This is a genomic window from Rothia kristinae, from assembly GCF_016028855.1.
Taxonomy (GTDB): Bacteria; Actinomycetota; Actinomycetes; order Actinomycetales; family Micrococcaceae; genus Rothia; species Rothia kristinae.
In genome coordinates, this window is sequence record NZ_CP065738.1 from 1,376,743 (window position 1) to 1,402,874 (window position 26,132).

At 72.4% G+C, this 26,132-nt stretch carries 24 protein-coding genes; 18 read left to right on the forward strand and 6 right to left on the reverse strand.

Annotated features, from left to right (window positions below; translation table 11 throughout):
- Positions 1-109 precede the first annotated feature (109 nt).
- The 7 genes from I6G21_RS06075 to I6G21_RS06110 all read left to right on the forward strand — a co-directional run bounded on the left by I6G21_RS06075 (position 110) and on the right by I6G21_RS06110 (position 10,168).
- A complete protein-coding gene (locus I6G21_RS06075; protein WP_055684244.1) occupies positions 110-901 on the forward strand; it encodes a DeoR/GlpR family DNA-binding transcription regulator in 792 nt (263 codons plus the stop codon).
- A complete protein-coding gene (locus I6G21_RS06080; protein ID WP_055684245.1) occupies positions 898-1,860 on the forward strand; it encodes a 1-phosphofructokinase family hexose kinase in 963 nt (320 codons plus the stop codon). The genes I6G21_RS06075 and I6G21_RS06080 overlap by 4 nt, the downstream gene beginning before the upstream one ends.
- A gap of 76 nt (positions 1,861-1,936) precedes the next feature.
- The gene (locus I6G21_RS06090) at positions 1,937-4,543 is read left to right on the forward strand and encodes a PTS fructose transporter subunit IIABC (protein WP_081046049.1); all 2,607 of its coding nucleotides are present in this window, start codon (positions 1,937-1,939) and stop codon (positions 4,541-4,543) included.
- Positions 4,544-4,614: 71 nt separating this feature from the next.
- Positions 4,615-6,312, forward strand: coding sequence for a phosphoenolpyruvate--protein phosphotransferase (ptsP, locus tag I6G21_RS06095; protein ID WP_129357801.1), 1,698 nt, complete (start codon positions 4,615-4,617; stop codon positions 6,310-6,312).
- Between the two features lie 78 nt (positions 6,313-6,390).
- Complete coding sequence (locus I6G21_RS06100) at positions 6,391-6,669, forward strand: HPr family phosphocarrier protein (protein ID WP_055684247.1); 279 nt, start codon at positions 6,391-6,393, stop codon at positions 6,667-6,669.
- A 211-nt stretch (positions 6,670-6,880) separates the two neighbouring features.
- Positions 6,881-7,996: a lipid II:glycine glycyltransferase FemX gene (locus I6G21_RS06105; protein WP_055684248.1), complete on the forward strand. Its 1,116-nt coding sequence runs from the start codon at positions 6,881-6,883 to the stop codon at positions 7,994-7,996.
- 72 nt (positions 7,997-8,068) lie between these two features.
- Positions 8,069-10,168, forward strand: a complete 2,100-nt coding sequence (locus I6G21_RS06110) for a threonine/serine exporter family protein (RefSeq protein ID WP_129357802.1) — start codon at positions 8,069-8,071, stop codon at positions 10,166-10,168.
- Between the two features lie 61 nt (positions 10,169-10,229).
- On the opposite strand, the gene I6G21_RS06115 is transcribed toward I6G21_RS06110, so the two are convergent.
- Positions 10,230-10,913, reverse strand: coding sequence for a uracil-DNA glycosylase (locus I6G21_RS06115; protein ID WP_129357803.1), 684 nt, complete (start codon positions 10,911-10,913; stop codon positions 10,230-10,232).
- A gap of 96 nt (positions 10,914-11,009) precedes the next feature.
- On the opposite strand from I6G21_RS06115, the gene I6G21_RS06120 reads away from it, so the two are divergent.
- From I6G21_RS06120 to I6G21_RS06155, 8 genes are all read left to right on the forward strand, one after another.
- On the forward strand, positions 11,010-11,240 hold the full coding sequence (locus tag I6G21_RS06120) for a DUF3263 domain-containing protein (protein WP_055684413.1): 231 nt from the start codon (positions 11,010-11,012) through the stop codon (positions 11,238-11,240).
- Positions 11,237-11,881, forward strand: a complete 645-nt coding sequence (locus I6G21_RS06125; protein WP_129357804.1) for a LytR C-terminal domain-containing protein — start codon at positions 11,237-11,239, stop codon at positions 11,879-11,881. Before I6G21_RS06120 ends, I6G21_RS06125 begins: the two co-directional genes overlap by 4 nt.
- Before the next feature lie 342 nt (positions 11,882-12,223).
- On the forward strand, positions 12,224-13,861 hold the full coding sequence (gene groL / locus I6G21_RS06130) for a chaperonin GroEL (protein WP_058730426.1): 1,638 nt from the start codon (positions 12,224-12,226) through the stop codon (positions 13,859-13,861).
- Between the two features lie 118 nt (positions 13,862-13,979).
- On the forward strand, positions 13,980-15,125 hold the full coding sequence (locus I6G21_RS06135) for a methyltransferase domain-containing protein (protein ID WP_129357890.1): 1,146 nt from the start codon (positions 13,980-13,982) through the stop codon (positions 15,123-15,125).
- 79 nt (positions 15,126-15,204) lie between these two features.
- A complete protein-coding gene (locus I6G21_RS06140) occupies positions 15,205-15,930 on the forward strand; it encodes an isochorismatase family protein (RefSeq protein ID WP_058730424.1) in 726 nt (241 codons plus the stop codon).
- On the forward strand, positions 15,927-16,688 hold the full coding sequence (locus tag I6G21_RS06145) for an SDR family oxidoreductase (protein WP_058730423.1): 762 nt from the start codon (positions 15,927-15,929) through the stop codon (positions 16,686-16,688). Before I6G21_RS06140 ends, I6G21_RS06145 begins: the two co-directional genes overlap by 4 nt.
- A gap of 50 nt (positions 16,689-16,738) precedes the next feature.
- Complete coding sequence (locus tag I6G21_RS06150; RefSeq protein WP_100465077.1) at positions 16,739-17,878, forward strand: isochorismate synthase; 1,140 nt, start codon at positions 16,739-16,741, stop codon at positions 17,876-17,878.
- A gap of 21 nt (positions 17,879-17,899) precedes the next feature.
- Positions 17,900-18,988: a ribonuclease HI family protein gene (locus tag I6G21_RS06155; RefSeq protein WP_100465047.1), complete on the forward strand. Its 1,089-nt coding sequence runs from the start codon at positions 17,900-17,902 to the stop codon at positions 18,986-18,988.
- Positions 18,989-19,114: 126 nt separating this feature from the next.
- On the opposite strand, the gene I6G21_RS06160 is transcribed toward I6G21_RS06155, so the two are convergent.
- The 4 genes from I6G21_RS06160 to I6G21_RS06175 all read right to left on the reverse strand — a co-directional run bounded on the left by I6G21_RS06160 (position 19,115) and on the right by I6G21_RS06175 (position 22,134).
- On the reverse strand, positions 19,115-19,405 hold the full coding sequence (locus tag I6G21_RS06160) for a WXG100 family type VII secretion target (protein WP_100465045.1): 291 nt from the start codon (positions 19,403-19,405) through the stop codon (positions 19,115-19,117).
- 154 nt (positions 19,406-19,559) lie between these two features.
- On the reverse strand, positions 19,560-20,990 hold the full coding sequence (locus I6G21_RS06165) for a sensor histidine kinase (protein WP_129357891.1): 1,431 nt from the start codon (positions 20,988-20,990) through the stop codon (positions 19,560-19,562).
- Between the two features lie 75 nt (positions 20,991-21,065).
- A complete protein-coding gene (locus tag I6G21_RS06170; protein ID WP_055684257.1) occupies positions 21,066-21,773 on the reverse strand; it encodes a response regulator transcription factor in 708 nt (235 codons plus the stop codon).
- A gap of 88 nt (positions 21,774-21,861) precedes the next feature.
- Positions 21,862-22,134, reverse strand: coding sequence for a hypothetical protein (locus I6G21_RS06175; RefSeq protein WP_081046051.1), 273 nt, complete (start codon positions 22,132-22,134; stop codon positions 21,862-21,864).
- Between the two features lie 281 nt (positions 22,135-22,415).
- Here I6G21_RS06175 and I6G21_RS06180 point away from each other — a divergent pair, with 281 nt between their 5' ends.
- The 3 genes from I6G21_RS06180 (at position 22,416) to I6G21_RS06190 (ending at position 24,813) form a co-directional block, all read left to right on the forward strand.
- Entirely contained in the window at positions 22,416-22,796 is a 381-nt protein-coding gene (locus tag I6G21_RS06180; protein ID WP_129357805.1) for a cold-shock protein, read from the forward strand.
- Positions 22,797-22,801: 5 nt separating this feature from the next.
- Positions 22,802-23,413: a DUF3027 domain-containing protein gene (locus tag I6G21_RS06185; RefSeq protein WP_081046058.1), complete on the forward strand. Its 612-nt coding sequence runs from the start codon at positions 22,802-22,804 to the stop codon at positions 23,411-23,413.
- 101 nt (positions 23,414-23,514) lie between these two features.
- Complete coding sequence (locus I6G21_RS06190) at positions 23,515-24,813, forward strand: MFS transporter (protein WP_232238417.1); 1,299 nt, start codon at positions 23,515-23,517, stop codon at positions 24,811-24,813.
- Positions 24,814-24,837: 24 nt separating this feature from the next.
- On the opposite strand, the gene serC is transcribed toward I6G21_RS06190, so the two are convergent.
- Positions 24,838-25,962, reverse strand: coding sequence for a phosphoserine transaminase (gene serC, locus I6G21_RS06195; protein WP_129357807.1), 1,125 nt, complete (start codon positions 25,960-25,962; stop codon positions 24,838-24,840).
- Positions 25,963-26,132 lie beyond the last annotated feature (170 nt).

Consider the following 26,132-nt stretch of genomic DNA (forward strand, 5'->3'; position numbering starts at 1 on the left):
GTTTGTGACCGGTTGGGTCCGTCCTCGTTGACCAAGCCAAACAAAACCACATAAAATCAAGGGAGCGCAGACGAGCCCACTGTTCGTCGCCGTCAAGGAGTGTTTCACCATGTTCGCTGAGGAACGACGGGCGGAGATCGCCAAGCTGGTCGCCACCGCGCGGCGAGTCAATGGTGCTGAACTCGCCCGGCGCTACGACGTCACCATGGAGACGGTGCGACGGGATCTGGCCGCCCTCGAGGCGGACGGGAAGCTGCGCCGGGTCCACGGCGGGGCGGTCACGGCCGAGCAGTCCACCTCCGTGGAATCCAGCATCGGCTCCCGCCAGTCCATGAACACCCCGGAGAAGCAGCGCATCGCCGCCCGGGCCTACCAGCTGCTGCGGGAATCCGACGCCGGCGCCGTCGTCCTGGACGCCGGATCCACCACCGAGATCCTCGCGGACCTCATCGCCTCCTCGGACTTCACCCTGAAGAACGGTGCAGACCGGATCATCATCACCCACGCCCTGCACATCGCCGTCAAGCTCGCCGAGGCCAGCGGCGTCGTCATCGACCTGGTCGGCGGGCAGCTGCGCAAGATGACCTGGGCCGCGGTGGGATCGCGCCCCGCCGAGCACTTCGCCAGCATCCGCCCCGACATCGCCCTGATCGGAGTCAACGGGCTGGACGAGGAGTTCGGACTGTCCACCCCGGGGCTCAACGAGGCGATCGTGAAGACCGCCATCGTCCGCTCCGCCCGCCGCGTGGTTCTGCTGTGCGATTCTGCGAAGTTCGGCCAGGAGTCCCTGGTACGCTTCGCTGGCCTGGAGGATCTGGACGCCATCATCACCGACCGGGCGCCGGAGGGCTCCCTGGCCGAGTCCCTGGAACAAGCCAACGTAGAGGTGCTCATCGCATGATCGTGACCCTGACCGCCAATCCGAGCCTGGATCGCACGGTGGAGATCCCCGCGCCCCTGGCGCGCGGGACCGTCATCCGCGCCAGCCGCTCCGTCGCCGACCCCGGCGGCAAGGGGGTGAACATCGCCCGCGCCCTGAGCGTCTCCGGCGTGCGCACCGTCGCCGTGCTGCCCGGGGACGACGGGGACCCCGTGCTGGAGGCGCTGACCGCCGCCCAGGTCCGCTACTCCAACCTGGCCACCGGAGCGCCCATCCGCACCAACGTGACCGTGGCCGAGCCGGACGGCACCACCACCAAGATCAACGCCCCCGGTGAGCCCGTGGACGACCTCGCCCAGCGCGAGCTGACGCGGCTGCTGATCCGCGAGGCCCAGGGCAGCAGCTGGCTGGTCATGGCCGGCTCCCTGCCGCCCGGGGTGCCCAGCGACTACTACGCCGTCGTCTCCCGCGCCGTGCGCGAGTCCCTGGGCGATCAGGCCCCGCGCATCGCGGTGGACACCTCCGGGGCCGCGCTGCGCGACACCCTCAACGGCCAGGACGGCCTGCCCAACCTCATCAAGCCCAACTCCGAGGAGCTGGCCGAGCTGGTGGGCCGCCCGGGGGAGTGGGAGCAGCTGGAGGCGCACCCGCAGGCCACCGCGGACACCGCCCGCGAGCTCGTGGACCGGGGGGTCGAGGCTGTGCTGGCCACCCTGGGCGCCAAGGGCGCGGTGCTGGTCACCGCGGACGGCGCCTGGCACGCCCAGCACGCCCCGATCCGCGCCCGCAGCACGGTGGGGGCCGGCGACTGCTCGCTGGCCGGGTACCTCCTGGCCCACGAGGCCGGACGCACCCCCCGCGAATGCCTCGTGCAGGCCGTTGCCCACGGCTCCGCCGCCGCCTCCCTGCCCGGCACCCAGGTGCCGACCCTGGAGGAGACCACCCCGGAGGCCGTCACCGTGACGGAACTCAGCTCGTGAGTCCGGACGGCCCCACCCCTTCGATCGCGTGCGCACCGCTCGCCGTCGTCACCACCACGTCACCAAGGAGGAGCTCATGCCAGCTCTGATCACCGCGGATCTCGTCAGCCTCGACGAGACGCTGGGCGATGACCGCTTCGACGTCATCCGGCACCTCGCAGGCCTCGTCGCCGAGGCCGGACGGGCCACTTCAGCCCAGGACCTCTACGCCGACGCGAAGGCCCGCGAGTCCAAGACCGACACCGGCATCCCCGGCGGCATCGCGATCCCGCACTGCCGCTCCGCGGCCGTGACCGAGGCCTCCCTGGCCGTCGCGCGCCTGCCCGAGGGTCGGGACTTCGGGGCCAAGGACGGCCCCGCGGACCTCGTCTTCTTCATCGCCGCCCCGGACGGGGCCGACCAGGAGCACCTGAAGCTGCTCTCGACCCTGGCCCGCTCGCTGATGAAGAAGGACTTCACCGCCGCCCTGCGCGCCGCCTCGTCCCGCGAGGAGATCGTGGACCTGGTGCAGGGCGCCCTGGACGCCCCCGGGCGCCCCGCGGCCGCCGCCGCGGCCCCGGCGAGCCCCACCCGTCCGGCCCAGGCCCCCGCGGGCATGATCGCCCCCGTCCTGGTCAGTCTCGACCAGGACCTCGGCTCGGACCGCCTCGACGTCATCCGCGAGCTGACCCGGCGGGTCGCCGCCGACGGGCGCGCCGACGACGCCGACGGGCTGTTCGCCGATGCGAAGGCCCGCGAGTCCAAGACCGACACCGGCATCCCCGGCGGCATCGCGATCCCGCACTGCCGCTCCGCCCACGTCACCCGCGCCTCCCTGGCCATGGCCCGGCCCAACCCGGCCGTGGACTTCGGCGCCAAGGACGGCCCCGCCGACCTGATCTTCCTCATCGCCGCCCCCGAAGGTGCGGACCAGGAGCACCTGAAGCTGCTGTCCACCCTCGCCCGATCCCTGATGAAGAAGGACTTCAAGGCCGCCCTGCGCGAGGCCGAGACCCCCGAGCAGATCGTGGAGATCGTCAACCGGGCCCTCGGCCTGGACGACGCCGCAGCGCAGCAGCCGACCCAGGACGCCGCCGCGCAGCAGGCCTCGGCCACCGCGGGGGCCTCCGCCGCCGGGGCTGCGGCCGCCTCGTCGGGTGCCGACGCCGCCGATGCGGAGCACCGGGCGCGGCTGGTGGCCGTGACCGCCTGCCCCACCGGCATCGCCCACACCTACATGGCCGCCGACGCGCTGAAGCAGGCCGCCGAGGAGATGGGCGTGCAGCTGGACGTGGAGACCCAGGGCTCGGCCGGCAACGAGGTCCTGGACCAGGCCACCATCGACGCCGCGGACGCCGTGATCTTCGCCGTCTCCGTGGACGTGCGCGATCGCGCGCGCTTCGCCGGCAAGCCCGTCGTCGAATCCCCCGTGAAGCGGGGCATCGACGAGCCGGTCGCCATGATCGAGGAAGCCGAGGCCGCCGCGAAGGACCCGAACGCCCGCCGCGTAGCCGGCTCCCGGGAAGAGGGATCCTCGTCCTCCTCCGGGGCCGACGCCTCCTGGGGCTCACGGATCTACAAGTCGCTGATGACCGGCGTGTCCTACATGATCCCGTTCGTCGCGGCCGGCGGCCTGATGATCGCCCTGGCCTTCCTGATGTCCTCGATCGTCGGGCACAAGTCCGAGGTCGCGGACCTCGCCCCCAGCATCCTCGGGATCCAGGACGGGGCGCTGACCGACGGCGGGGCGACCCTGTTCAACCCGGGCGAGCACGGGCTGTGGATGTACCTGGCCGCCGTGATCTTCGTGATCGGGCAGCAGGCGATCGGCCTGCTCGTGCCGGCTCTGGCCGGGTTCATCGGCTACGGCATGGCCGGGCGCCCCGGCATCGCCCCCGGCTTCGCGGCCGGCCTGGTGGCCAACATGGTGGGCGCGGGCTTCCTCGGCGGGATCGTCGGCGGCCTGCTGGCCGGCGTCGTGGCCTACGCCCTGCAGCAGCCCAAGCTGCCGCGCTGGCTGGCCGGGATGATGCCCGTGGTCATCATCCCGCTGGTGGCGACCATCGTCTCCTCCGGGCTGATGTTCCTGGTGCTGGGTCGGCCCATCGCCTGGGTCATGACCGCCCTGAACGACTTCCTGGTCTCCATGTCCGGGGCCTCGGCCCTGGTGCTCGGGCTGATCCTCGGCGCCATGATGGGCGCGGACCTGGGCGGGCCGATCAACAAGACGGCCTACCTGTTCGCCACCGCCGGACTGTCCGCCGGGACCCTGGTCTCCCAGGAGATCATGGGCGCGGTCATCGCCGCTGGCATGGCCACCCCGCTGGGCATGGCCCTGGCGACCACCCTGCGCAAGAAGTACTTCACCGAGGCGGAGATCAACAACGGCCGGGCCGCCTGGCTGCTGGGCGCCTCCTTCATCTCCGAGGGGGCCATCCCCTTCGCCGCGGCGGACCCGCTGCGCGTGATCCCCTCCTCGATCGTGGGATCGGCCGTGACCGGCGCGATCTGCATGTCCACCGGGGTGGCCTCCCAGGCCCCGCACGGCGGCATCTGGATCCTGCCCGTCGTGTCCAACCCCGGCATGTACCTGGTCGCGGTGATCGTGGGGATGCTCATCACCGCCGCGATGTACCTGCTGCTCAAGCGGATCGGGAACACCCGGACCGGGGCCGAGAAGGCCAAGGCAGCCCAGGTCGCCTAGTGTGAGCGACATCCCAGAGATCGCCGAAGACCTCGACGACGCCACCGACAACACCGAAGGACTGAGGAATCATGGATAAGCTGACCGGAGTCGGCGTCTCCGCAGGACGCGTCATCGGACCCGTGCTGCAGATGCCGGAACCCATCCGCGAGCCGGATGCCGCGAGCACCCTGACCGAAGGGGAGAGCCCCGAAGCCGCCGTCGAGCGGCTCAAGGAGGCCGCCGAGGCCGTCAAGGAGAACCTCAAGGAACGCGCCGGACGCGCCAGCGGCAACGCCGCGGCCGTGCTGAAGTCCACCGCCCTGATGGCCGGGGACAAGGCGCTGCTGAAGAACGCGGGCAAGCTCGTGACCGGCAAGGGGCTCAGCCCCGAGCGGGCCATCTGGGAGGCCGCCGGAGACTACGCCGCCCAGATGAAGGCCCTCGGCGGATACATGGCCCAGCGTGTCACCGACATCCTGGACGTGCGCTCGCGCATCGTCGCCCAGCTGACCGGCCAGCCCGCCCCGGGCATCCCCGAGTCCGAGACCGAGTTCGTGCTCGTGGCCGAGGACCTCGCCCCCGCGGACACCGCGACGCTGGACCCGGCCAAGGTCATCGCCCTGGTCACCTCCGAGGGCGGGCCCCAGGCGCACACCGCGATCCTCGCCCGCGACCTCGGTCTGCCCGCGATCGTGGCGACCAACGGCGCCCTGGAGATCCCCAACGGCACCACCGTGTACGTGGACGCCACCGACGGCACCGTGGTGACCACCCCTGGGGAGAAGGAGCACCGGCTCGCCCAGGCCTACGCCAACCGCAAGCCGCTGCCGGAGTTCGACGGCACCGGGAAGCTGGCCGACGGCACCCAGATCCCCCTGTACTCCAACGTCGGCAACGGCAAGGCCGCCCAGACCGCGGCCGAGGCCAAGGCCGAGGGCATCGGGCTGTTCCGCACCGAGTTCGCATTCCTGAACCGGGACGAGGAGCCCTCCGTGGAGGAGCAGACCGTCGAGTACAAGGCCGTCTTCGACGCCTTCCCCGGCCGCCACATCGTGGTGCGCACCCTGGACGCCGGGGCCGACAAGCCGCTGCCGTTCCTGACCGACACCTCCGAGCCCAACCCGGCGCTGGGCGTGCGCGGGTACCGCACCGACTGGACCTCCCCGGGGGTGCTGCAGCGCCAGATCGAGGCGATCGCCGCCGCCGCGAAGGGCGCCACCGCCGACGTGTGGGTCATGGCCCCGATGATCTCCACGGCCCCTGAGGCCCACGACTTCTCGGCGATGCTTGAGGAGGCCGGGCTGAAGACCCACGGCGTCATGGTCGAGACCCCCTCGGCCGCGGTGACCTCCCGGGACATCCTCCACGAGGTGGACTTCGTGTCCATGGGCACCAACGACCTCACCCAGTACACGATGGCCGCGGACCGGCTGCTCGGGCCCCTGGCCGAGCTGAACAATCCGTGGCAGCCCGGCGTGCTGCGCATGATCGATCTGACCGTGCGCGGCGCTCGCCAGGCCGAGGAGGAGACCGGGAAGGCCAAGAGCGTGTCCGTGTGCGGCGAGGCCGCCGCGGATCCGGCGCTCGCGGTGGTGCTGGTGGGCTTGGGCGTGAACGCCCTGTCCATGAACACCCGCTCGATCCCCGCCGTCGCCGCCGTGCTGAAATCCGTTACGCTGGAGAAAGCCCAGCAGATCGCGGTCCAGGTGCTGGATGCGCGGTCCGCGGAGAACGCCAAGGACGTGGCGCGTGCCGAGCTGCCCGTCCTCGATGAGCTCGGACTGTAGGTCCGTGACACATCGCGCACCCGCCGTGGCGGGTCCGCGAGCAACCGTCGATTCCTGATCGATCCAAGGAGAGAAACCATGGCAGAACGTACCGCTACCGTCGCCTCCCGCGTGGGCCTGCACGCCCGCCCCGCCGCGATCTTCGCCGAGGCCGCCGGTGACCTGCCCGTCGAGGTCACCATCGCCGCCGAGGGCGAGCCGGCCGATGAGGCCATGGACGCCTCGTCGATCCTGTCCCTGATGTCCCTGGGCGCCAAGCACGGCGACAAGGTCGTGCTGCGCGCCGAGGGCGAGGGCGCCGACGAGGCCCTGGACAGCCTCGTGAAGATCCTCGAGACGGACCACGACGCCGAGTAACCCACCGGCGCACCCCAGAGGCCCGGGACGCACCCCTCGTAGGTGGCGCGCCCCGGGCCTCTGCCGCGCCCGGGTCGACTCCCGCGCACGCCCCGAGGGGTGCGCGCACCGGCCTCGGGCGCCCCCGTAGACTGGGACACCGAAGACCCAGGGCGCCGACCGGCCTGCACCGCCGTCGAGCCGCCCGCCACCCGTGGATACCGAGGACTCCTTGAGACACTTCACCGCCCGCTTCGCCACCGCCGAGGAGATCGACTCCTGGGACGAGCACGTCACCGAGAACCCGAACGGCGGCAACCTGCTGCAGTCGGCCTCCTTCGCCGCCGTCAAGGCCCGGCACGGATGGAAGCCCGTGCACCTGGTCTATGAAGGCACCACCGAGCGCCCCGGGGCCGACGGCGGCGCCGTCGAGCAGACCGTGGCCAGCTACAACCTCGTGCTGGAGAAGCGGGTGCCCCTGCTGGGACGGCTCTGGTACATGATCAAGGGCCCGGACGTGGCCGACGTGCGGGACATCCCCGCGATCCTGGACGCCAACCGCGAGTTCGTGCGCCGCGAGGGCCTGGACGTCTTCGCGATCAAGATCGAGCCGGACATCCTGGACTCCCCGGAGCGGGCGGCCTTCCTGCACCGGGCCGGTCTGGTCAAGCAGTTCAACATCCAGCCCAACGACTCCACGGCCGTGCTGGACACGGACAAGGACGAGGAGGCCGTGCTGAAGTCCCTGCACTCCCGCGGGCGCAACGCCGTGCGCCGGGCGATCCGCGAGGGCGCCGAGGTGGAGCAGGTGGAGTTGACCGAGGAGAACATGAAGGCGATGTACGCCCTCATGGACACCGTCGGGCAGGGGCACGCGAACGTGAACCTGCGCTCCTACGAGTACTACCGCCAGTTCTGGACGACCTTCGCCGCGGCCGGCCAGGGCCGGCTGTACTTCACCTACGAGGACGGCCAGCCCTCCGTCGGCGCGTACGTGATCCGCTACGGCCGCAAGGGAACCTACAAGGACGGCGGCTCCAAGCCCCGCCGCAAGCAGTACGGGGACTCCCATCTGGTGCAGTGGCGGGCGCTGACCGACCTGATGAAGGACTACGGCATCGAGCAGTACGACTTCTGCGGGACCCCGCCGAAGGACCAGCTGAAGAACAAGGAGCACCACTACTACGGTCTGGGCCTGTTCAAGACCAGCTTCACCAAGTCCGTCATCGACTACGTGGGCGTGTGGGACCAGGTGCTGCGCCCGGTCCAGTACCGGCTGTGGGTGCGCATCGTGGAGAAGGTCATGCGCCAGATCTGGTGGCGGCGCACCCAGCAGCCCTTCTACTGATCCCCGCTTCCGGGGGACCCCGGGAGACGTGAGTGCGGGGTGGAGCCGAGCGTGCGCGGAGAAGGAGAGAGGATGCGCGAGGTGCAGGACGACGGGACGCCGCCGAAGGGCGCGTACCCCTCCTCCGGGCTGCCGGAGGAGGAGACCGCGGCTCCCGTGGACCCCTTCGGCCCGGATGCCGACGCTCAGGACCTCGCCGATCCCTTCTCCGCCGCGGACACCGACCCCGCTCCCGCGGCTCCCGCGACGCAGACGGCGCCGTCGTCCGTGCCGGGGGCGCAGTCCGGCACGGACCCGGCCCAGGGCTTCCCGCACATCCACCGCTCCCAGGTCCGCGATCAGTCGCTGGCCGACATCTGGGGGCTGGCCCCGGAGTCCGGTGAGCAGGGGACGGTCTCCGGGCCGGACGCGGCCTCGGATGCTCTCGGAGAGGGGCACGCGGGCACCGGACCGATCGGCCCTGGACCGGGGGCGGACACCGCCGGCTCCGCGGGCGGGCCCGGTGTCGGCGGCATGCTCAGCGCCGCCCGGGACGTGCCGCGGGACCTCTACAGCGACTCCCAGCCTCTGGGCCCGGACCAGACCTCGACGCCGCTGGGCGCCACCGGGACCCAGTCCGCGGGGGTCCCCCAGCCCACCGGCTCCCCGGCCGCCGGCGTCCGGAGTCCGGGAACGCCGGATGCGGGCACCCCGCCGATGGGCGCGGTCGCCCAGGCCAGCTACCCCTCTGCCACCGCGCTGCCCGTCAAGCGCCCCGCCCCCCGCTCCCTGGCCAGCGGGCTGCGGCGCATGATCCGGTCCGAGAGCCTCCCGACGGCGCCCATGCGCATCGTGCAGCGCCTGGCCAACACCCCCTTCGCCAATCCGCGGCGCAATCGGGAGCACTCCGAGGCCCGCCGGACCCTGAACTTCGCGCTGCGCCTGGCCGAGGCCATGTTCCACTTCGGCGCCGGCTCCCTCGAGGTGGAGACCGCGATCGCCGCGACCTGCGCCACCTACGGCGTCGAGGACGTGGACGTGGACATCACCAACCAGTCCGTGACCATCAACTACGTGGCCGGTTCGGGGCGCCTGAGCAGCGTCGCCCAGGACGACGCTGAGGGCACGTTCAGCCACACCGTGGTGCGGGTGGTGCGCTCGTGGTCGGACAACTACTCCGGGCTGACCGACACGCACCGGCTGGTCAAGACCATCACCGAAGGCGGGCTCTCCCGCGCGGAGGCGGAGCGGCGCCTGGACAGGATCATGTCCGAGCCCAAGCCCTTCCCCCGCTGGATGACGACGGCCGCGAACATCCTCGCGGCGTTCTTCCTGACCATCGGCATCGGCGGCACGTGGCGGGGGGCCACCTTGGCCTCGGCGACGTTCGGCGTGATCTTCATCGTCTCGGGCTGGATCTCCCGCCGCGGCATCCCCGGGTTCTTCATCTCCGTGGTGGATGCGGCGATGATCACGGCGGCCGCGCTGACAGCCTCCGGTCTGGGGCTGGACGTCTCCCCGGCGCACGTCGTCGCCTCCGGGCTGATCATGCTGCTGCCCACCCTGAGTCTGGTCTCCATGGTCCAGGACGCGATCAACGGGTTCCCGGTGACGGCCGCGGGCCGACTGGTGTCCACGGGGCTGACCTTCCTGGGCCTGATCGCGGGCCTGGCGCTGGCGATCTCGACCACGTCCCTGTTCTTCGGATCGCAGAAGATCGACGTGCAGCAGGCCGTGTTCACCGGCGCCCAGCCGGCCGTGCACGTGTCCTTCATGCTGGCCGCCACGGCGATGATCGCGGTGTCCCTGCAGGTGAGGGTCCGGCACATCGTCCCGGGCGTGCTCAGCGGTGCGGCGGGTCTGGCGGCCTACTACGCCGTGTCCTCCCTGGGGATGGGCCCGCGCATGATCTCGATGATCGGTGCGGTGGGGGTGGGCTGCGTCTCCGCGTGGATCGCGGATCGGTGGACGATCCCGCAGGTGGTCATCGCGGTGCCCGGGGTGACGTTCCTGCTGCCGGGTCTGTCCATCTTCCGCGGCATGTACATGTTCACGGTGGATGTGGACCCGGTGCAGGGTCTCGTGCCGATCATCAACGCCGGGGCGACCATCCTCTCGCTGGCTGCGGCCGTCGTGCTGGGCAACTACCTCATGCGCCCGTTCATGCGCCGGGAGAGACCCGCGACGACCTGAGCCCGCCCCTCCCCGCGACTGATGGCAGTGACGGGGAGAGCCCGCGACGACGGGGGGCGGGTCAGCCCGGCAGGCGCCAGTCCACCGGCTGCGCGCCCTGCTTCTGCAGGGCCTCGTTGGCTCGGCTGAAGGGCCGGGACCCGAAGAAGCCGCGGGAGGCGGACAGCGGGGAGGGGTGCACGGATTCGATCTTCGGCACCTGCGGCCCCAGCTGCGCCCCGGCGCTGCGGGCATCCCGACCCCACAGGATCGCCACCAGCGGGGTGTCGCGAGAACCCAGGGCCCGGATCGCGCAGTCTGTGATCTCCTCCCAGCCTCGGTTCCGGTGCGAGCCGGCGTCCCCGGCGCGCACGGACAGGCACCGGTTCATCAGCATGACGCCCTGGCGGGACCAGGCCGACAGGTCCCCGTGCCGCGGTGCGGGCAGCCCCAGGTCCTCGCCGAGCTCCCGGTAGATGTTCACCAGGGAGCGGGGCAGGGGACGCACCTCGGGACGCACCGAGAAGGACAGGCCCATCGCGTGCCCGGGCGTCGGGTACGGGTCCTGCCCGATGATCAGCACCCGCACCGCCGCCATCGGCTCCCGGAAGGCGCGGAACACGTCCTGGGACGGCGGCAGCGTGCGGTGCCCCTGGGCGTGCTCCGTGCGCAGGAAGTCACCCATGGCGCGGATGCGCTCCTCCACCGGGGCCAGGGCCCGCGCCCAGTCCTCGGCCATGATCTCGGTCAGCGGCTGGGGGGGCATGGTCCTCCTGCGGATGGAGACGTCGGACAGCGGCGGCGCGGACGGCCGCCGCGCACCCCACCAGGCTACCGGGCGGCGCGACTAGACTGGCTCACCGTGCAGCCCCTGACCGAGACCGAACGCGCCGTGCTGGCCTTGGAGAAGCGCACCTGGCGCCGTCCCGGCTCTAAGGAGCGGGCCATCCGCCGCGAGCTGGGCATGGGCGCGGTCGAGTACCACCTGCGGCTCAACGCCCTGCTGGACGACCCCCGGGCCATCGCCGCCGAACCGGCCCTGACCCGGCGATTGAGGGAGCAGCGGGATCCGGGCGGTACCCTGGCTCCATGAGCCGCATCGCCTCCCCGTGCGGTGCCCAGCCCCGACCCGATCAGCGTGAGGACAGCATGGCCGAGACCGAGGAGTACGCCCCCGACGATTTCGACGAGGTGCCGGCCGACTCCGCGCACCGAGGGGTGTATCGCGCCGCCGCGCCCGCCAAGGCGGTCTCCCGGCGCACCACCGGCGCGGTGATCCTCGCCGGAGCCCTGGCCCTGGTGCTCGGGGCCCTGACGTTCATCTACCAGCCGCGCTCCGCGGCGCCCGAGGCCCAGAGCGAATCAACCCAGAGCGAACCGGTGGCCTCGGCCAGCGCCACCGCCTCCTCCGGGTCCTCCGCGACCGAGCAGGCCGGCGCCTCGGCGCAGGCCAGCGCGGATCCCTCCGCGGATCCGGAGATCACGGTCGGGGTGTACAACAGCGGGCAGGACGCCGGGGCCGCCGGTGTCGCGGCCCAGACCCTGACCGCGCAGGGCTGGACCGTCAGCGAGGTCGGCAACTGGAGCGGACCCGCCGTGCAGGAGGGCACCGTCTACTACCGCAGCGGGGCCGAGGCGCAGGCCCGTCGGGTCGCCCTGGACCTGGGCCTCTCCACGGTGCGCGCCTCCGAGGAGTGGAGCGCACAGGTCACCGTCGTGCTGACCCACGGCTGAGTCGGCCCGCGGGCCTCTGCGGGACCGCCTGTCGGGGGGGTGTCGCCGCGGCGTCCGCCCAGGGCGGAGTCCGGCGGCGAGACGTTTGCACTCTCCGGGGGCGAGTGCCAAGATTGGGGTTAGCACTCATCCCGTCCGACTGCTAAGTCGCGGCGCTCGCCGACCGAGGCGAGGCGACGTCGTGATCGGCGCCGGAGGGGATGCGGACACCTCCCTCACCGCGGTGAGCGCTCGGGGCGGGGCACGGCGCGGAAGCGCCGGACCCGATCACGGGCGCGGCCGTCGCGGGCGCCGCGGTGGAGGAACTCCCCGAACCATCGTCCAGGAGGGACGCACGCCGACATGGCCAAACTGATTGCTTTCGATGAAGAGGCTCGCCGCGGGCTCGAGAAGGGCCTGAACACCCTGGCGGACGCCGTCAAGGTCACCCTGGGGCCGCGCGGGCGCAACGTCGTGCTCGAGAAGAAGTGGGGCGCTCCCACGATCACCAACGACGGCGTGTCCATCGCCAAGGAGATCGAGCTCGAGGACGCCTACGAGAAGATCGGCGCCGAGCTGGTCAAGGAGGTCGCCAAGAAGACCGACGACATCGCCGGCGACGGCACCACCACCGCGACCGTCCTCGCCCAGGCCCTGGTGCGCGAGGGCCTGCGCAACGTGGCCGCCGGTGCCGACCCGCTGTCCCTGAAGCGCGGCATCGAGAAGGCCGTGGAGGCCGTGACCGCCGAGCTGCTGGGCTCCGCCAAGGAGATCGAGACCGAGGAGCAGATCGCCGCGACCGCCTCCATCTCCGCCGGTGACCCCGAGATCGGCAAGCTCATCGCCCAGGCGATGGAGAAGGTCGGCAAGGAAGGCGTCATCACCGTCGAGGAGTCCAACACCTTCGGCCTCGAGCTGGAGCTGACCGAGGGCATGCGCTTCGACAAGGGCTTCCTCTCCGGCTACTTCGTCACCGACGCGGACCGCCAGGAGGCCGTGCTCGAGGATCCCTACATCCTCATCGTCAACTCCAAGATCTCCAACGTGAAGGACCTCGTCCCCGTGCTGGAGAAGGTCATGCAGTCCGGCAAGCCGCTGCTGATCATCGCCGAGGACGTCGAGGGCGAGGCCCTGGCCCTGCTGGTGCTGAACAAGATGCGCGGGTCCATCAAGTCCGTGGCTGTGAAGGCCCCCGGCTTCGGCGACCGCCGCAAGGCCCAGCTGGCCGACATCGCGATCCTCACCGGCGGCCAGGTCATCACCGAGGAGGTCGGGCTCTCCCTGGAGACCGCGACCCTCAACGAGCTCGGCCAGGCCCGCAAGGTCGTCGTGACCAAGGACGAGACCACCATCGTGGACGGTGCCGGCGCCCAGGAGCAGATCGAGGGCCGGGTCTCCCAGATCCGCGCCGAGATCGCCAACACCGACTCCGACTACGACCGCGAGAAGCTGCAGGAGCGCCTGGCGAAGCTGGCCGGCGGCGTGGCCGTGCTCAAGGCCGGTGCCGCCACCGAGGTCGAGCTGAAGGAGCGCAAGCACCGCATCGAGGACGCCGTGCGCAACGCCAAGGCCGCGGTGGAGGAGGGCATCGTCGCCGGCGGCGGCGTCGCCCTGATCCAGGCCGGGGTCAAGGCCTTCGAGACCCTGAAGGTTACCGGGGACGAGGAGACCGGCGCGAACATCGTCAAGGTCGCTGTGGACGCCCCGCTGAAGCAGATCGCCGCCAACGCCGGGCTGGAGCCGGGCGTGGTCGCGGACAAGGTCCGCCACCTGGAGCCCGGCCACGGGCTCAACGCCGCCACCGGCGAGTACGAGGACCTGATGGCCGCGGGCATCAACGACCCGGTCAAGGTCACCCGCTCCGCCCTGCAGAACGCCGCGTCCATCGCGGGCCTGTTCCTGACCACCGAGGCCGTCGTCGCGGACAAGCCGGAGAAGAACTCCGGTGCCGACGCCGCCGCCGGCATGGACGGGATGGGCGGCATGGGCGGCATGATGTAGCCACCCGCGCACCGCGCGTCGCTTCCGGGCCCCGCTCGTCCCCTCCCCACGCGGGAGGGGTCGGGCGGGGCCCGGTCGCGTCCGCGTTCCTGACGTGGACAGTAGACTCGACCACGCCATGCACTGCGACTACTACGACGCCGGACTCTGCCGCTCCTGCACCCGCATGAACGAGCCGTATCCGGCGCAGCTGGCCGACAAGCAGGAGCGGCTGCGGCAGCTGCTGGCCCCGCACCGGCCCGAGGCGTGGCTGGAGCCGGTGCCCAGCCCGGAATCCGGGTTCCGCAACAAGGCCAAGACGGTCGTCAGCGGCACCGTCGAGCGCCCGCTGCTGGGCATCCTGGACCGGGAGGGACACGGCATCGATCTCACCGGCTGCGGCCTGTACCCGCCGCAGCTGCTGGCCGCGATGCCCGCCCTGCGCCGGATCATCGGCGAGTTCGGGCTGACCCCCTACGACGTCCCGGCCCGCCGCGGGGAGCTGAAGCACCTGCTGCTGACCATCTCCCCGGACGGTGAGCTGCTGCTGCGCTTCGTCCTGCGCTCCAAGAAGCACCTCGTGCCCCTCAAGCGGGGCCTGCCCCGCATCCTGGAGCTGCTGCCCGCCGCTCGCGTGGTCTCCGTGAACATCCAGCGGGAGCACCAGGCCATCCTGGAGGGCCCCGAGGAGATCACCCTGACCGAGCAGGCCACCCTGCCGATGCGCCTGAACGGCATCCCCCTGGCCCTGCGGCCCCAGGGCTTCTTCCAGACCAACTCGCACATCGCCGCGGCGCTGTACCGCCAGGGCGCGGACTGGTTCGCCGACTCCGGGGCGGGCGGCCTCTGGGACCTGTACTGCGGCGTCGGCGGCTTCGCCCTGCACGCCGCGCGCCGGGTTCCCGGGGCGCGGGTGCTGGGCCTGGAGATCAGCGAGCAGGCGGTCGCCGCGGCGCGGACCACGGCCGCGGACCTCGGGCTGGAACGGGTGCGCTTCACCGCGGGGGACGCGACGGGCATCGCCACCGGCATCGCGGCGGGCGCCGGACGCCGGGCCCCGGAGGCGCTGGTGGTCAACCCGCCGCGCCGGGGCCTGGGGCCGGAGCTGGCCGCCTGGATCGAGGGGTCCGGCATCCCCACCGTGATCTACTCCAGCTGCCACGCCCCGAGCCTGGTCCGGGACCTGTCGGCGATGCCGTCCCTGAGCGTGCGGCGGGCGCGGCTGTTCGACATGTTCCCGCAGACCGATCACGCCGAGACCATGGTCCTGCTCAGCCGCAGGTGACCCGGCATTGACCAGGAAGTTAGGTGTGACTACGTTGGGGAGGGCTCCGCGTCGGGGCCCCGAGACACGAAGGAGCCCCATGCCCCTACCCACCATCCCCGCCTACACCCTGCCGCAGGATCGGCCCGCCGCCGCCGTCGACTGGACCGCGGACCCCACCCGCAGCGCCCTGCTGGTCCACGACATGCAGAGCTACTTCATCGACGCCTTCCAGAGCGGGGAGGACGGCGCGGAGGGCGAGGCCGGCGAGGGCTCGGCGCAGGGCGAGGCGGCCCCGGTCGGCGCGGCGCAGATCGACGTGGCGGTGGGCCGCATCGCCGCTCTGCTGGAGACCGCCCGCAAGGCGGGGATCCCCATCGTCTACACCGCTCAGCCGCCGCGGCAGGACCTGGCCGACCGGGCCCTGCTCACCGACTTCTGGGGGACCGGGCTGAGCACCGACGCCCAGGCGCGGATCATCGACGAGCTCGCCCCCGCCGAGGGGGACATCGTCCTGCCCAAGTGGCGCTACTCCGCGTTCATGCGCTCGACCCTGCGCGAGCAGCTGCTGGCCCGGGGCCGGGACCAGCTGGCGATCACCGGGGTGTACGCGCACATCGGGTGCCTGGCCACCGCCCTGGACGCCTTCATGCTGGACGTCCAGGCCTTCCTCGTCGCCGACGCGCTCGCGGACTTCACCCGCGAGGACCACGTGCGGGCCCTGGACTACGCCGCCGGCCGCTGCGCCCGCGTGCAGGACACGGCCGAGATCCTGGCCTCCTGGCAGGATGCCCAAGATGAGCAGGGCCAGGGGGTCAGCCGATGAGCGCGGTCCTCGTCACCGGAGCCGCCGGCGGGATCGGCAGCCAGGTGGTCAGGCTGCTGGCCGAGGACGGGCACCACGTGTGGGCCGCGGACCGGGTCATGCCGGATCCGCAGGGCTGGTCCGACCCCGAGCGCATCACCCCGGCCGTCCTGGACGTCTCCGCCGAGCGCGACGTCGTTGACCTGCTGCGCGGGATCGAGGAGTCCGGGCAGCAGCTGACCGGGGCGGTCCACGCCGCCGGCATCGTGCACGCCGCCCCGCTGCTGGAGACCTCCGTGCGGGAGTGGGACGAGATCCTGGCCGTCAACGCCCGGGCGGTGTTCCTCGTGCTGCGTGAGAGCGCGGGCCTGATGATCCGGCAGCGTGCGCAGGACCCGGGCAACCGACGCGGGATCGTGACCATCAGCTCCAACGCCGGGCGCGTGCCGCGCACCGAGTTCGGGGCCTACGGGGCCTCCAAGGCCGCCGCGACGTCGGTGACCCGCAGCTTCGGCCTGCAGCTGGCCCGCCACGGCATCCGCTGCAACGCGGTCAGCCCCGGCACCACCCGCACCCCCATGGTCACCTCCGGCTGGGACGGCGAGGACCGCAGCGCCGTGCCCGTGGCCGGCAGTCCCGAGGACTTCCGCCTCGGCATCCCCCTGGGCCGCATCGCCGAGCCCGCGGATATCGCCGAGGTGGCCCGCTTCCTCGTCTCCGAGCGGGCCCGGCACGTGAGCCTGCAGGACGTGGTGGTCGACGGCGGGGCGACCTTCTGATGCCCGGCCTCGAGCCCGCACACTTCTCCACCACCGGATCGGAGGATCCCATGAGCCCCACCCTGCCCGCCTTCTGCATGAGCACCCCCTGGGGGCGGGTGCGCGGGGAGGACCCGCTGACCGGGTTGCCCGAGGCGCAGGCGCTGGCCGCGGCCGCCGAGCACGGCACCGCCGTGGCGGGGCTGCTGCCCTTCCATCCCGTACAAGAGCCCCTGCTGCTGGTGCCGCGCCGCTGGGAGCGCACCCCCGCGCAGGACTCCCGTCCGGGGGACCCAGAGCCGACGGCACAGGCCGCCGCCCTGCCCGCTCCCCGCGCGGTGCACGGGCTGGACAGCCCCGCCTTCCGGGAGGTGGTGGCCGCCGCCGTCGCCCGCCTGCACGACGGGCAGCTGGAGAAGATCGTCCTGTCCCGGCTGCTGCGGCTGGACTACGACGCCGCGGCCCCACTGGATCCGGCCGCCGTGCATCGCAACCTGCTCGCCCAGCACCCCCGGGCTTACGTCTTCGCCTGTCGCGACCCCCGGGCGGGGGAGGGCCAGGAGGCCGAGACCCCGTGGCACCTGGGCGCCAGCCCCGAGCTGGTCATGTCCGTGCGGGACGGGGTGTGCACCACGCACCCGCTGGCCGGCTCGGCCAGCCGCGCCGGGGCCCGCGACGCCACGGAGGACGTGCAGATCGGGGAGCAGCTGATGCGCTCGCCCAAGGATCGGGGCGAACACGCGACCGTGATCCAGGACATCGCCCGCCGCCTGGATCCGCTGTGCGAGGAGCTGGACGTGCCGGCCGCCCCCTCCCTGTTGGCCACCCCGCAGCTGTGGCACCTGGGCACCCGGATCACGGGGCGGCTGAAGCCCGGCGTCACCGCGCTGGATGCGGCCCGGGCCATCCACCCGACCCCGGCGATCTGCGGCAGCCCGCGGGACACCGCCCTGCGGATGATCGAGGAGCTGGAGCCGCACCGCCGCGGCTTCTTCGGCGGGCTGGTGGGCTGGTGCGGCCCGGACGGCGACGGCGAGTGGGCCCTGAACCTGCGCAGCGCCCGGGTGGGCGCGCGCCGGGCCGTGCTGTTCGCCGGGGCCGGCATCGTGGAGGGCTCCACCCCCGACGGCGAGCACGCGGAGACCGGGACCAAGCTCTCCACGTTCCTGGCCGCCCTGGGGCTGGATGCCCGGGCCCGCCCGGTGCGGTAGGAGTCGGTAGAATCCGGACCCATGACCCCCGAGGCTTCCCCCACCCGTTCCGCATCCGCTGCCGAGACCGCCGGGGAGGGGCGGCCGCTGGTGGCCGCCGCGGACGGCTCCGCCCTGGGCAACCCCGGACCGGCCGGGTGGGCCTGGTACGTGGATGAGGACACCTGGGAGGCCGGGGGCTGGCCGCACGGGACCAACAACATGGGCGAGCTCAAGGCCGTGCTGGCCCTGCTGGAGGCCACCGCGGATCAGCCGGGGCGCCCGCTGCGCATTCTGTGCGACAGCCAGTACGCGATCAACTGCATCACCCGGTGGATGCCCGGGTGGAAGCGCAACGGGTGGCGGAAGAAGGACCGCAAGCCGGTGCTGAACCGGGACCTGCTCGAGGCCCTCGACGCCGCGATGCAGGGTCGGCGCTGCGAGTTCGAGTGGGTCAAGGGCCACGCCGGGCACGGGCTGAACGAAGCCGCCGATGCCCGCGCCCGGGCCGCGGCCACCGCCTACCAGCGCGGGCGCGAACCCGAGCGCGGCCCCGGCTTCCCCTCCGGAGACCGCGCCCGGGCGGGCGCGCCCGCCTCGCAGGAGGCGGCCTCGGCACGGGATGCCTCCGCGACGCCGGGGAGCGGACTCACCCGGTCGCAGGAAACCCGCGCCGACGCCTCGACCGACACCGCCGCTGCCGGCGGGGACGCAGCTGATGTGGCCGCTGGCACCGTCGCTGGCCCCGGGGCGGCCGAGGCAGGGACCACCCCCGCCGACGATCTCGACGTCGTCCGGGGCATCGAGGCGGCCCTGGGCCGGCCGCAGTTGCACGAGGATCCGCGGGCCCTGGGGCTGCACCTGCATCCCGACCTGACCTGGGTGACCCGGCGGGGACGGGTCGCGGATCGCGAGACCGCGCTGCGCTACCCGCAGCAGGCCTTCGCCCAGGACACCGACCCGGAGCCGCTGCGCGCCCTGCGCCCGGACCCGGACTCCGTGCTGCTGATCAGTCGGGCCGCCGGGCGCCGGGGCCCCCTGCTGCGCTCCAGCCTGTGGACCCGGGCCGGGGCAGAGCAGGAGGGCCCCGGCTGGCGGCTGCTGCTGCGCCAGGACACCCCCGAGGACTGACCCGACCCGGCAGGCGGGGCCGGTGCCCGCGCGAGGCAGCGGGAGCCCGGGACCCCGAACTCGGATGAGTCTGCCCCGAGCCGGAGCACCCGTGCCCGGCGCGCCCGAGGGCAGCGCCCGTCCGGATCAGCCGATGAACATCGCCGCGTTGGCGGCCTCCGTGTCCGCGTAGTTGACCCCGGCGTGGGACAGGGCCGTGTTGATCTCGCCGATGGACTGCTCCACCTGCGCCTGGGTGGCCCGCCAGTGGGTGAGCACCTCCTGGAAGTTCACCGACGCGGAGCCGGTCCAGGAGCCCTGCAGATCCTGCAGCGAGGCGGTCATCCCATTGACCTCGGAGGTGATGCGCTCCATGAAGCTGCGGGCTTCGGCGGTCTTGGCGGCGATGATCTCGGAATCGACGACGAAACGGGCCATGATGGTCTCCTTCGAACGGCGCCCGGCGGAGGTTCCGCGGGGCGGGCGGTGAGCCGCCGATCGGCGTGCCCATGCCCAGGAGACTAGGCCGACAGGCTCATCCCCGAACCGCTTCGGACCCCGCAGCACCGGGGTTCTGTGGAGAACCCCGCGATCATTCCCTGATCTCCCCCGAATGGGGATCCAGGGCGGCGCCGTCGGCGTCGGTGCGCAACTGCGGGATGCGCACGACCATGCTCGCCCCGCCGCCCGGGGTCTGCTCGACCCGTACCGTGCCGTGGTGCTGGTCCACGATCGCCGCGACGATGGCCAGGCCCAGCCCCGTCCCGCCCGTCTCCCGGGTCCGGGAGGTGTCCGCCCGGTAGAAGCGCTGGAAGACCTTCTCCGCCTCCTCGCCCTCGATGCCGGGGCCGTGGTCCACGACCTTCAGCACCGAGACGAAGCCGCCGTCGATGCCGGGCTGCACGCCCACCGCCAGCTCGATCGGGCTGCCCGCCGGGGTGTAGCGGATCGCGTTGGTCACGAGGTTCGCCAGGACCTGGCGCAGCCGGGCCTCGTCGCCGAAGACCGGGGCGGGCAGGGCCGGACCGTCCTCCAGGCCCACCACCCGCACCACCCGGTCCGGGGCGCTGGCCTCGGCGTCGTCCGCGGCGTCCTGGGCCAGCTCCATCAGATCCACCCGCTGGGACTCGCCCGGGCGGTTCTCGTCCAGGCGGGCCAGCATCAGCAGGTCCTCCACGAGACGGCCCATCCGCACGGATTCCGCCTCGATCCGGCTCATCGCCTTGGCGATGTCCTCCTCGCTCTGCAGCGCGCCGTGCCGGTACAGCTCCGAGTACCCGCGGATCGTGACGAGGGGCGTGCGCAGCTCGTGGGAGGCGTCCCCGACGAATCGGCGCATCTTCACCTCCGAGCGCTTGCGGGCGTCGAAGGCCTCCTCGATGCGGGTCAGCATCACGTTCAGGGACATGGACAGCCGCCCCAGCTCGGTGCGCGGGTTGTACCGCTCGATGCGCTGGGACAGGTCCCCGGCGGCGATCCGCGCGGCGGTGCGCTCCACCCGGGCCAGCGGCTCGAAGGCGCGGGTGACCAGCACCCACCCCAGGGCGATGGCGGCCAGCAGCGTCGCCAACCCGAAGGCCAGGGTCAGCATGCCCACCAGCGCCACGGTCTGCTCCACCCGGTTCAGGGGGGAGGCGACGATCATGGACTTGTCCGTGCCGGACAGGGAGAAGGGCTTGATCCGCCACTGCGTGCCCCCGCCCACCCCGGGCACGGTGAAGCCCTGGCCGGAGAAGCGGTCCACGGTGTCGTGGGTCCAGCCCGTGAGCACGGGGGTGGAGTCCAGGTGGGAGGTGTTCGCGGAGTCCACCACGTTGCCGTCGGCATCCAGCAGGTAGGCGGCGTACTGCGAATCCTGCGCGGAGTCCTCTCCGCCGCTGCGCTGACCCAGGGAGCGGGCCAGGGAGGAGGCGTTGGCGGACATGTCCGAATCCATCTGGGAGACCAGCTGCGCGCGCAGCGCGGAGATGGACACCAGGCCCATCACCGCGATGGCCAGGACCAGCAGCAGCCCGGTCAGCATGACCAGCTGGGTGCGCAGGGACAGCGCCCCCAGCCGGGAGTTGCGGACCCGATCGGTGACGGCGGACACGGAAGGCTAGTGCTTGGAGGTGCGCAGCAGATAGCCCACGCCGCGCTTGGTGTGGATCAGGGCCGGCTGGGTCTTGTCGTTGTCGATCTTCCGGCGCAGGTAGGAGATGTAGGACTCCACGATGGAGGCATCCCCGTTGAAGTCGTACTCCCACACGTGGTCCAAGATCTGCGCCTTGGACAGCACCCGGTTGGGGTTGAGCATGAGGTAGCGCAGCAGCTTGAACTCGGTGGGGGACAGGTCGATCTCCCGGTCCCCGCGGAAGACCTCGTGGGCGTCGTCGTCCAGGACCAGGTCCTCCACGCGCAGCCGGGAGTCCTCCTCCTCCAGCGCCTGGGTGCGCCGCAGCACCGCGCGGATGCGGGCCACGACCTCGTCCAGGCTGAACGGCTTGGTCACGTAGTCGTCCCCGCCGACGGTCAGGCCGGTGACCTTGTCCTCGGTGTCGTCCTTGGCGGTGAGGAAGAGGATCGGGAACACCAGCCCGGTCGCGCGGATCCGGCGGGTCACGGTGAAGCCGTCCATGTCGGGGAGCATCACGTCCAGCACCGCCAGGTCCGGTGTCTCCGCGGTGGCCTTGTCCAGGGCCTCGCGTCCGTTGGAGGCGGTGACCACCTCGAATCCGGCGAAGCGCAGGGAGGTCGCCAGCAGCTCGAGGATGTTGGGCTCGTCGTCGACGACCAGGAGTTTGGCTTCAGGCTGTGTCTTCTTCACGCTGGTCAGTGTCCCGCAGGTCCCTGGGGGATTCCTGAGCGTCTCTCGGATATCCGCTGCGAGCGGCTCGGGCGGGTTCCGGGCGCTGTCAGACCCGACGACGACGCCGCACGGCCAGGACCAGCGCGGCCATCAGCAGCAGGAACGCCACGGGCAGCATCAGCAGCGGGATCTGGCTGATGACAGGCCACGGGTGGGCGCCGAAGGCCTTGGCCACCAGCATCCCGACGCCGACCAGGGCCGCCAGCACCCCGAGGATCCCGCCGGCCGCGGCGGTCACCGCGAGGGCGCGCGAGTCGGTCTCCTCCCGGCGGTCGGGGTCGGCGGAGGCGGCGGGCTGCGGTGAGGCGGAGCGGGTCATGGGCACCACGGTACCGTGCGGCGCGCGCCCCGGCCCACGGCGAACGCCCGGGACGGGGACCCTGCCGCCCTGTATGATCGACACCGATACTGACGTTTCGCGCCGCACGCCGCCCGGTCCGCCGGTCCCGCCGAAGGGACCCGCGAGGATGCACCGGTCGAGGGCGGCGGCGCGCCCCGCCCGGACGGCGCCGGGGAACCCGACGCGCCGTCGCGCCCCCGCCGGGGAGCGCCTCGGGGCCTCCCCGCGCCCCGACACCGATGCAGCGAAGGAAGCAGACCATGCCCACCGGAAAAGTGAAGTGGTACGACGAGCAGAAGGGCTTCGGGTTCGTGGCCGCCGAGGACGGCCAGGAGGTCTTCCTGCCGGCCTCCGCCCTGCCCACCGGAGTGAAGGTGCGCGCCGGGACCCGCCTGGAGTTCGGCATCGCCGAGGGTCGCCGCGGCGCCCAGGCGCTGTCCGCGCGCGTCCTGGATCGGATGCCCTCCTCGGTCAAGAACCACCGCAAGCCCGCCGAGGAGATGGCGGTGATCACCGAGGACCTGATCAAGCTGCTGGACGGGGTCTCCAACACCCTGCGGCGCGGCCGCTACCCGGATCGCGCGGTGGGGCGCAAGACCGCCTCGATCCTGCGCACCGTCGCCGACGAGCTGGACGCGTGAGCCCGATGGCCGAGCGCACCGACGCGCAGGAGAGCACACAGACACCCGAGGCCCAGCCGCTGCTGGGCGATGCCGCCAAGCCCCGGCGTCGGCGCCGCTCCACCCCCGATGAGGTGCTGGCCGCCGCCGTGGACACCGCCCGCGCCGGGATCCTGGAGATCACCGACGCCTCGACCCTCGGCGAGGGCCACGAGGTGCGCGGGGAGGAGGATCGTCTCTCCACCCACCTGTTCGAGTGCACGCTGAAGGGCTACCGCGGCTGGAGCTGGTTCGCCACGCTCTCCCGGGCCCCGCGGTCCAAGACCGCGACCGTGTGCGAGGTGGGCCTGCTGCCCGGACCCGATGCCCTGCTCTCCCCGGAGTGGGTGCCCTGGTCCGAGCGGGTGCGCCCCGAGGAGCTGGCAGCGCAGCGCAAGGCCGATCAGGGGACCGCCACTCAGGGCGGCGCCGCGCAGGACGGCGCCGAGTCGACCGAGCAGTCGGCCGACGAGCAGGAGACCCCCGCGCAGGACGCCGCCGATGGTGAGGGCTCCGAGCAGGGCCGCCGGACCGAGGCGGGCGCCGCCGAGGCGACCTCCCAGCAGCACAGCACCGAGACCCAGACCGCCGGGCGGTGAGCCACCCCGGGTCCCCGGACCCGGGCCGAGAGGAGAGGTGAGGGCACACGAGCACCACCACAGCCGAGACCGCCGGCGGGGGCACCTTCCGCTCCCTGCGCTTGCGCAACTACCGCATCTGGTTCGCCGGGGCGCTGGTGTCCAACGTGGGCACCTGGATGCAGCGCATCGGCCAGGACTGGCTGGTGTTCAACTCCCTGTCCCACGAGGACTCCACCGCGATGGGCATCGTCACGGCCCTGCAGTTCGTGCCCCAGCTGTTCCTCGCCCCCTACGCCGGGGTGCTGGCGGACCGCCTGGACCGGCGTCGCGTGCTGTTCTGGACCCAGGGGGCTCAGGCCCTGCTGGGGCTGGGCCTGGGGCTGCTGGTGCTCTCCGGGCACGCCCAGATTTGGCACGTCTACATCTTCGCCCTGGCCCTGGGGGTGGTCACCGCCCTGGACACCCCGGTGCGCCAGACGTTCGTCTCCAACCTCGTCCCGGACCGGGACCTGCCCAACGCGGTCGCGCTGAACTCCACCTCCTTCAACGTCGCGCGCATGCTCGGTCCGGCCGTGGCCGGGGTGCTGGTGGCCGCGGTCGGGCCCGGCTGGGTGTTCCTGATCAACACGGTGACGTTTCTGGCGATGATCCTCGCGATCGCGCGCATCGACGTCGCCAGGCTGCGGCCCATGCCCCGGGTCTCCCGGGAGGACACCCGGATGCGCGAGGGCCTGGCCTACATCCGACGCCGCCCGGACATCCTCGCGGTGATCATCGGGGCGTTCCTGGTGGGCACCTTCGGGATGAACTCAGCGATCAACATCGCCGCGATGGCCACCAGCGAGTTCGGCTACGGGGCGGATCAGTTCGGCTTCCTCTCCTCCACGATGGCCATCGGCTCCGTGACCGGCACGCTCATGGCCGCCCGCCGGGACCGTCCCCGGCTGCGCTTCATCTTCGGCTCCGCCGGCGCCTTCGGGCTGACCTGCCTGGCAGGGGCGCTGGCCCCCAACGTGATCGTCTTCGCGGTGGTGCTGGTGCCCATGGGCCTGGCCGCGCTGACCTTCATTACCTCGGCCAACGCCTACGTGCAGGTCACCACCCGCCCCTCGATGCGCGGGCGGGTGCTGAGCATCTACATGGCCGTGTTCCTCGGTGGCACGCCCATCGGGGCGCCGCTGGTGGGCCTGGTCAACGACGTCATGGGGGCCCGCTGGGGCCTGGGCGTGGCCGTGGTGGCCGGGCTGCTCACCGCCCTGGTGGGCCTGGTCTGGTACTGGCGCTCGCAGGAGCTGCACCTGACCTTCGACCGCTCCCGGCGCGGCTTCTGGCGCGTGGAGCGCGACGAGGAGGAGCCGGAGCTGGGCCCGGCCACCCACCCGATCACCGCGGCCCTGGAGATCCAGGAACCTCGGTGACCCGGGCACATCCCGGGCGGGGTTTCAGAGGATCTGCTCGAGGATGCGATCGATGCAGGCCAGCAGCGCCTGCACATCCGCCGGCTCGATCGCGGTGAACGTCGCGATGCGCAGCTGGTTGCGCCCCAGCTTCCGGTACGGCTCCACATCCACGACGCCGTGCGCGCGCAGGATCCCCGCGATCCGGGCGGCCTCCACGGCGTCGTCGAAGTCCACCGTGGTGATCACCGTGGAGCGGTCCTGCTCCCGGGCCACGAACGGGCGGGCCACCTCGCTGGCCTCGGCCCAGGCGTAGACCAGGTCCGAGGACTCCCGGGTGCGCGCGGCCGCCCAGGCCAGGCCACCCTGGTCGTTGATCCAGGAGATCTGCTCGGCCAGCATCACCAGTGTGGCGATCGCCGGGGTGTTGTAGGTCTGGTTCTTCCGGGAGTTGGCCACCGCGGTGCTCAGATCCAGGGAGGCCGGGGTCCAGCGCCCGGCGGCGCTGATCCGTTCGATCCGCTCGAGTGCCGCGGGGGACAGCGCGGCCACCCACAGTCCGCCGTCGGAGGCGAAGTTCTTCTGCGGGGAGAAGTAGTAGGCATCCGTGCCGGCCACCTCCGCGGCCATCCCGCCGGCGGCCGAGGTCGCGTCGATCAGCAACAGCTGGTCCGGGGTGAGGAAGTCGGGACGCCGGGTGGGGGCGGCGACTCCCGTGGAGGTCTCGTTCTGCGGCCAGGCATAGACGTCGGCCCCCTCCACCGGGCGCGGGTCCGGGCGGGTGCCGGGCTGTGCGGTGATGATCTCCGAGGCCCCCAGGTGCGGGGCGGCGTCGGTGGCGTGGGCGAACTTGGCGCCGAACTCCCCGAAGCTCAGGTGCGCGGCCCGCTCGCGGACCAGCTGGAAGGTCGCGGCGTCCCAGAAAGCGGTGGCCCCGCCGTTGCCCAGCACCACCTCGTGTCCCTCGGGCAGCTCGAACAGCTGGGTGAGTCCCTCCCGGATCTGCCCCACCAGCCGGCGCACCGGGGCCTGCCGGTGGGAGGTGCCCAGCAGGGTGCTGCCGGCGCAATCGACGGCGCGCACCTGCTCGGGGCGGACCTTGGACGGGCCCGCGCCGAAGCGTCCGTCGCGCGGGAGGATCTCGGGGGGCAGGGTCGGTTCGGCGGTCACGATGGCTCTCTTCTCTCGGGGGACGCGCCCCGAGGCCGGCCGTGGGGCCGAAGAGGGGCGACGGTGACCCTCCCCATTGTGGCCCGCCGGCCCCGGGTGCGTCCTCCCGCGGTGAAAGATGGCCGGATGCTGGACGGGGCCGAAGGGCCGACCGCTTAGGATGGACGCAT

Excerpts from the sequence above, each read along its gene's own strand:
- I6G21_RS06075 (WP_055684244.1), top strand. The coding sequence starts at position 110 with ATGTTCGCTGAGGAACGACGGGCGGAGATCGCCAAGCTGGTCGCCACC.
- I6G21_RS06080 (WP_055684245.1), top strand. The coding sequence starts at position 898 with ATGATCGTGACCCTGACCGCCAATCCGAGCCTGGATCGCACGGTGGAG.
- I6G21_RS06090 (WP_081046049.1), top strand. The coding sequence starts at position 1,937 with ATGCCAGCTCTGATCACCGCGGATCTCGTCAGCCTCGACGAGACGCTG.
- ptsP (WP_129357801.1), top strand. The coding sequence starts at position 4,615 with ATGGATAAGCTGACCGGAGTCGGCGTCTCCGCAGGACGCGTCATCGGA.
- I6G21_RS06100 (WP_055684247.1), top strand. The coding sequence starts at position 6,391 with ATGGCAGAACGTACCGCTACCGTCGCCTCCCGCGTGGGCCTGCACGCC.
- I6G21_RS06110 (WP_129357802.1), top strand. The coding sequence starts at position 8,069 with ATGCGCGAGGTGCAGGACGACGGGACGCCGCCGAAGGGCGCGTACCCC.
- I6G21_RS06115 (WP_129357803.1), bottom strand. The coding sequence starts at position 10,913 with ATGCCCCCCCAGCCGCTGACCGAGATCATGGCCGAGGACTGGGCGCGG.
- I6G21_RS06125 (WP_129357804.1), top strand. The coding sequence starts at position 11,237 with ATGAGCCGCATCGCCTCCCCGTGCGGTGCCCAGCCCCGACCCGATCAG.
- groL (WP_058730426.1), top strand. The coding sequence starts at position 12,224 with ATGGCCAAACTGATTGCTTTCGATGAAGAGGCTCGCCGCGGGCTCGAG.
- I6G21_RS06135 (WP_129357890.1), top strand. The coding sequence starts at position 13,980 with ATGCACTGCGACTACTACGACGCCGGACTCTGCCGCTCCTGCACCCGC.
- I6G21_RS06140 (WP_058730424.1), top strand. The coding sequence starts at position 15,205 with ATGCCCCTACCCACCATCCCCGCCTACACCCTGCCGCAGGATCGGCCC.
- I6G21_RS06145 (WP_058730423.1), top strand. The coding sequence starts at position 15,927 with ATGAGCGCGGTCCTCGTCACCGGAGCCGCCGGCGGGATCGGCAGCCAG.
- I6G21_RS06150 (WP_100465077.1), top strand. The coding sequence starts at position 16,739 with ATGAGCCCCACCCTGCCCGCCTTCTGCATGAGCACCCCCTGGGGGCGG.
- I6G21_RS06155 (WP_100465047.1), top strand. The coding sequence starts at position 17,900 with ATGACCCCCGAGGCTTCCCCCACCCGTTCCGCATCCGCTGCCGAGACC.
- I6G21_RS06160 (WP_100465045.1), bottom strand. The coding sequence starts at position 19,405 with ATGGCCCGTTTCGTCGTCGATTCCGAGATCATCGCCGCCAAGACCGCC.
- I6G21_RS06165 (WP_129357891.1), bottom strand. The coding sequence starts at position 20,990 with ATGCTGACCGGGCTGCTGCTGGTCCTGGCCATCGCGGTGATGGGCCTG.
- I6G21_RS06175 (WP_081046051.1), bottom strand. The coding sequence starts at position 22,134 with ATGACCCGCTCCGCCTCACCGCAGCCCGCCGCCTCCGCCGACCCCGAC.
- I6G21_RS06180 (WP_129357805.1), top strand. The coding sequence starts at position 22,416 with ATGCCCACCGGAAAAGTGAAGTGGTACGACGAGCAGAAGGGCTTCGGG.
- I6G21_RS06185 (WP_081046058.1), top strand. The coding sequence starts at position 22,802 with ATGGCCGAGCGCACCGACGCGCAGGAGAGCACACAGACACCCGAGGCC.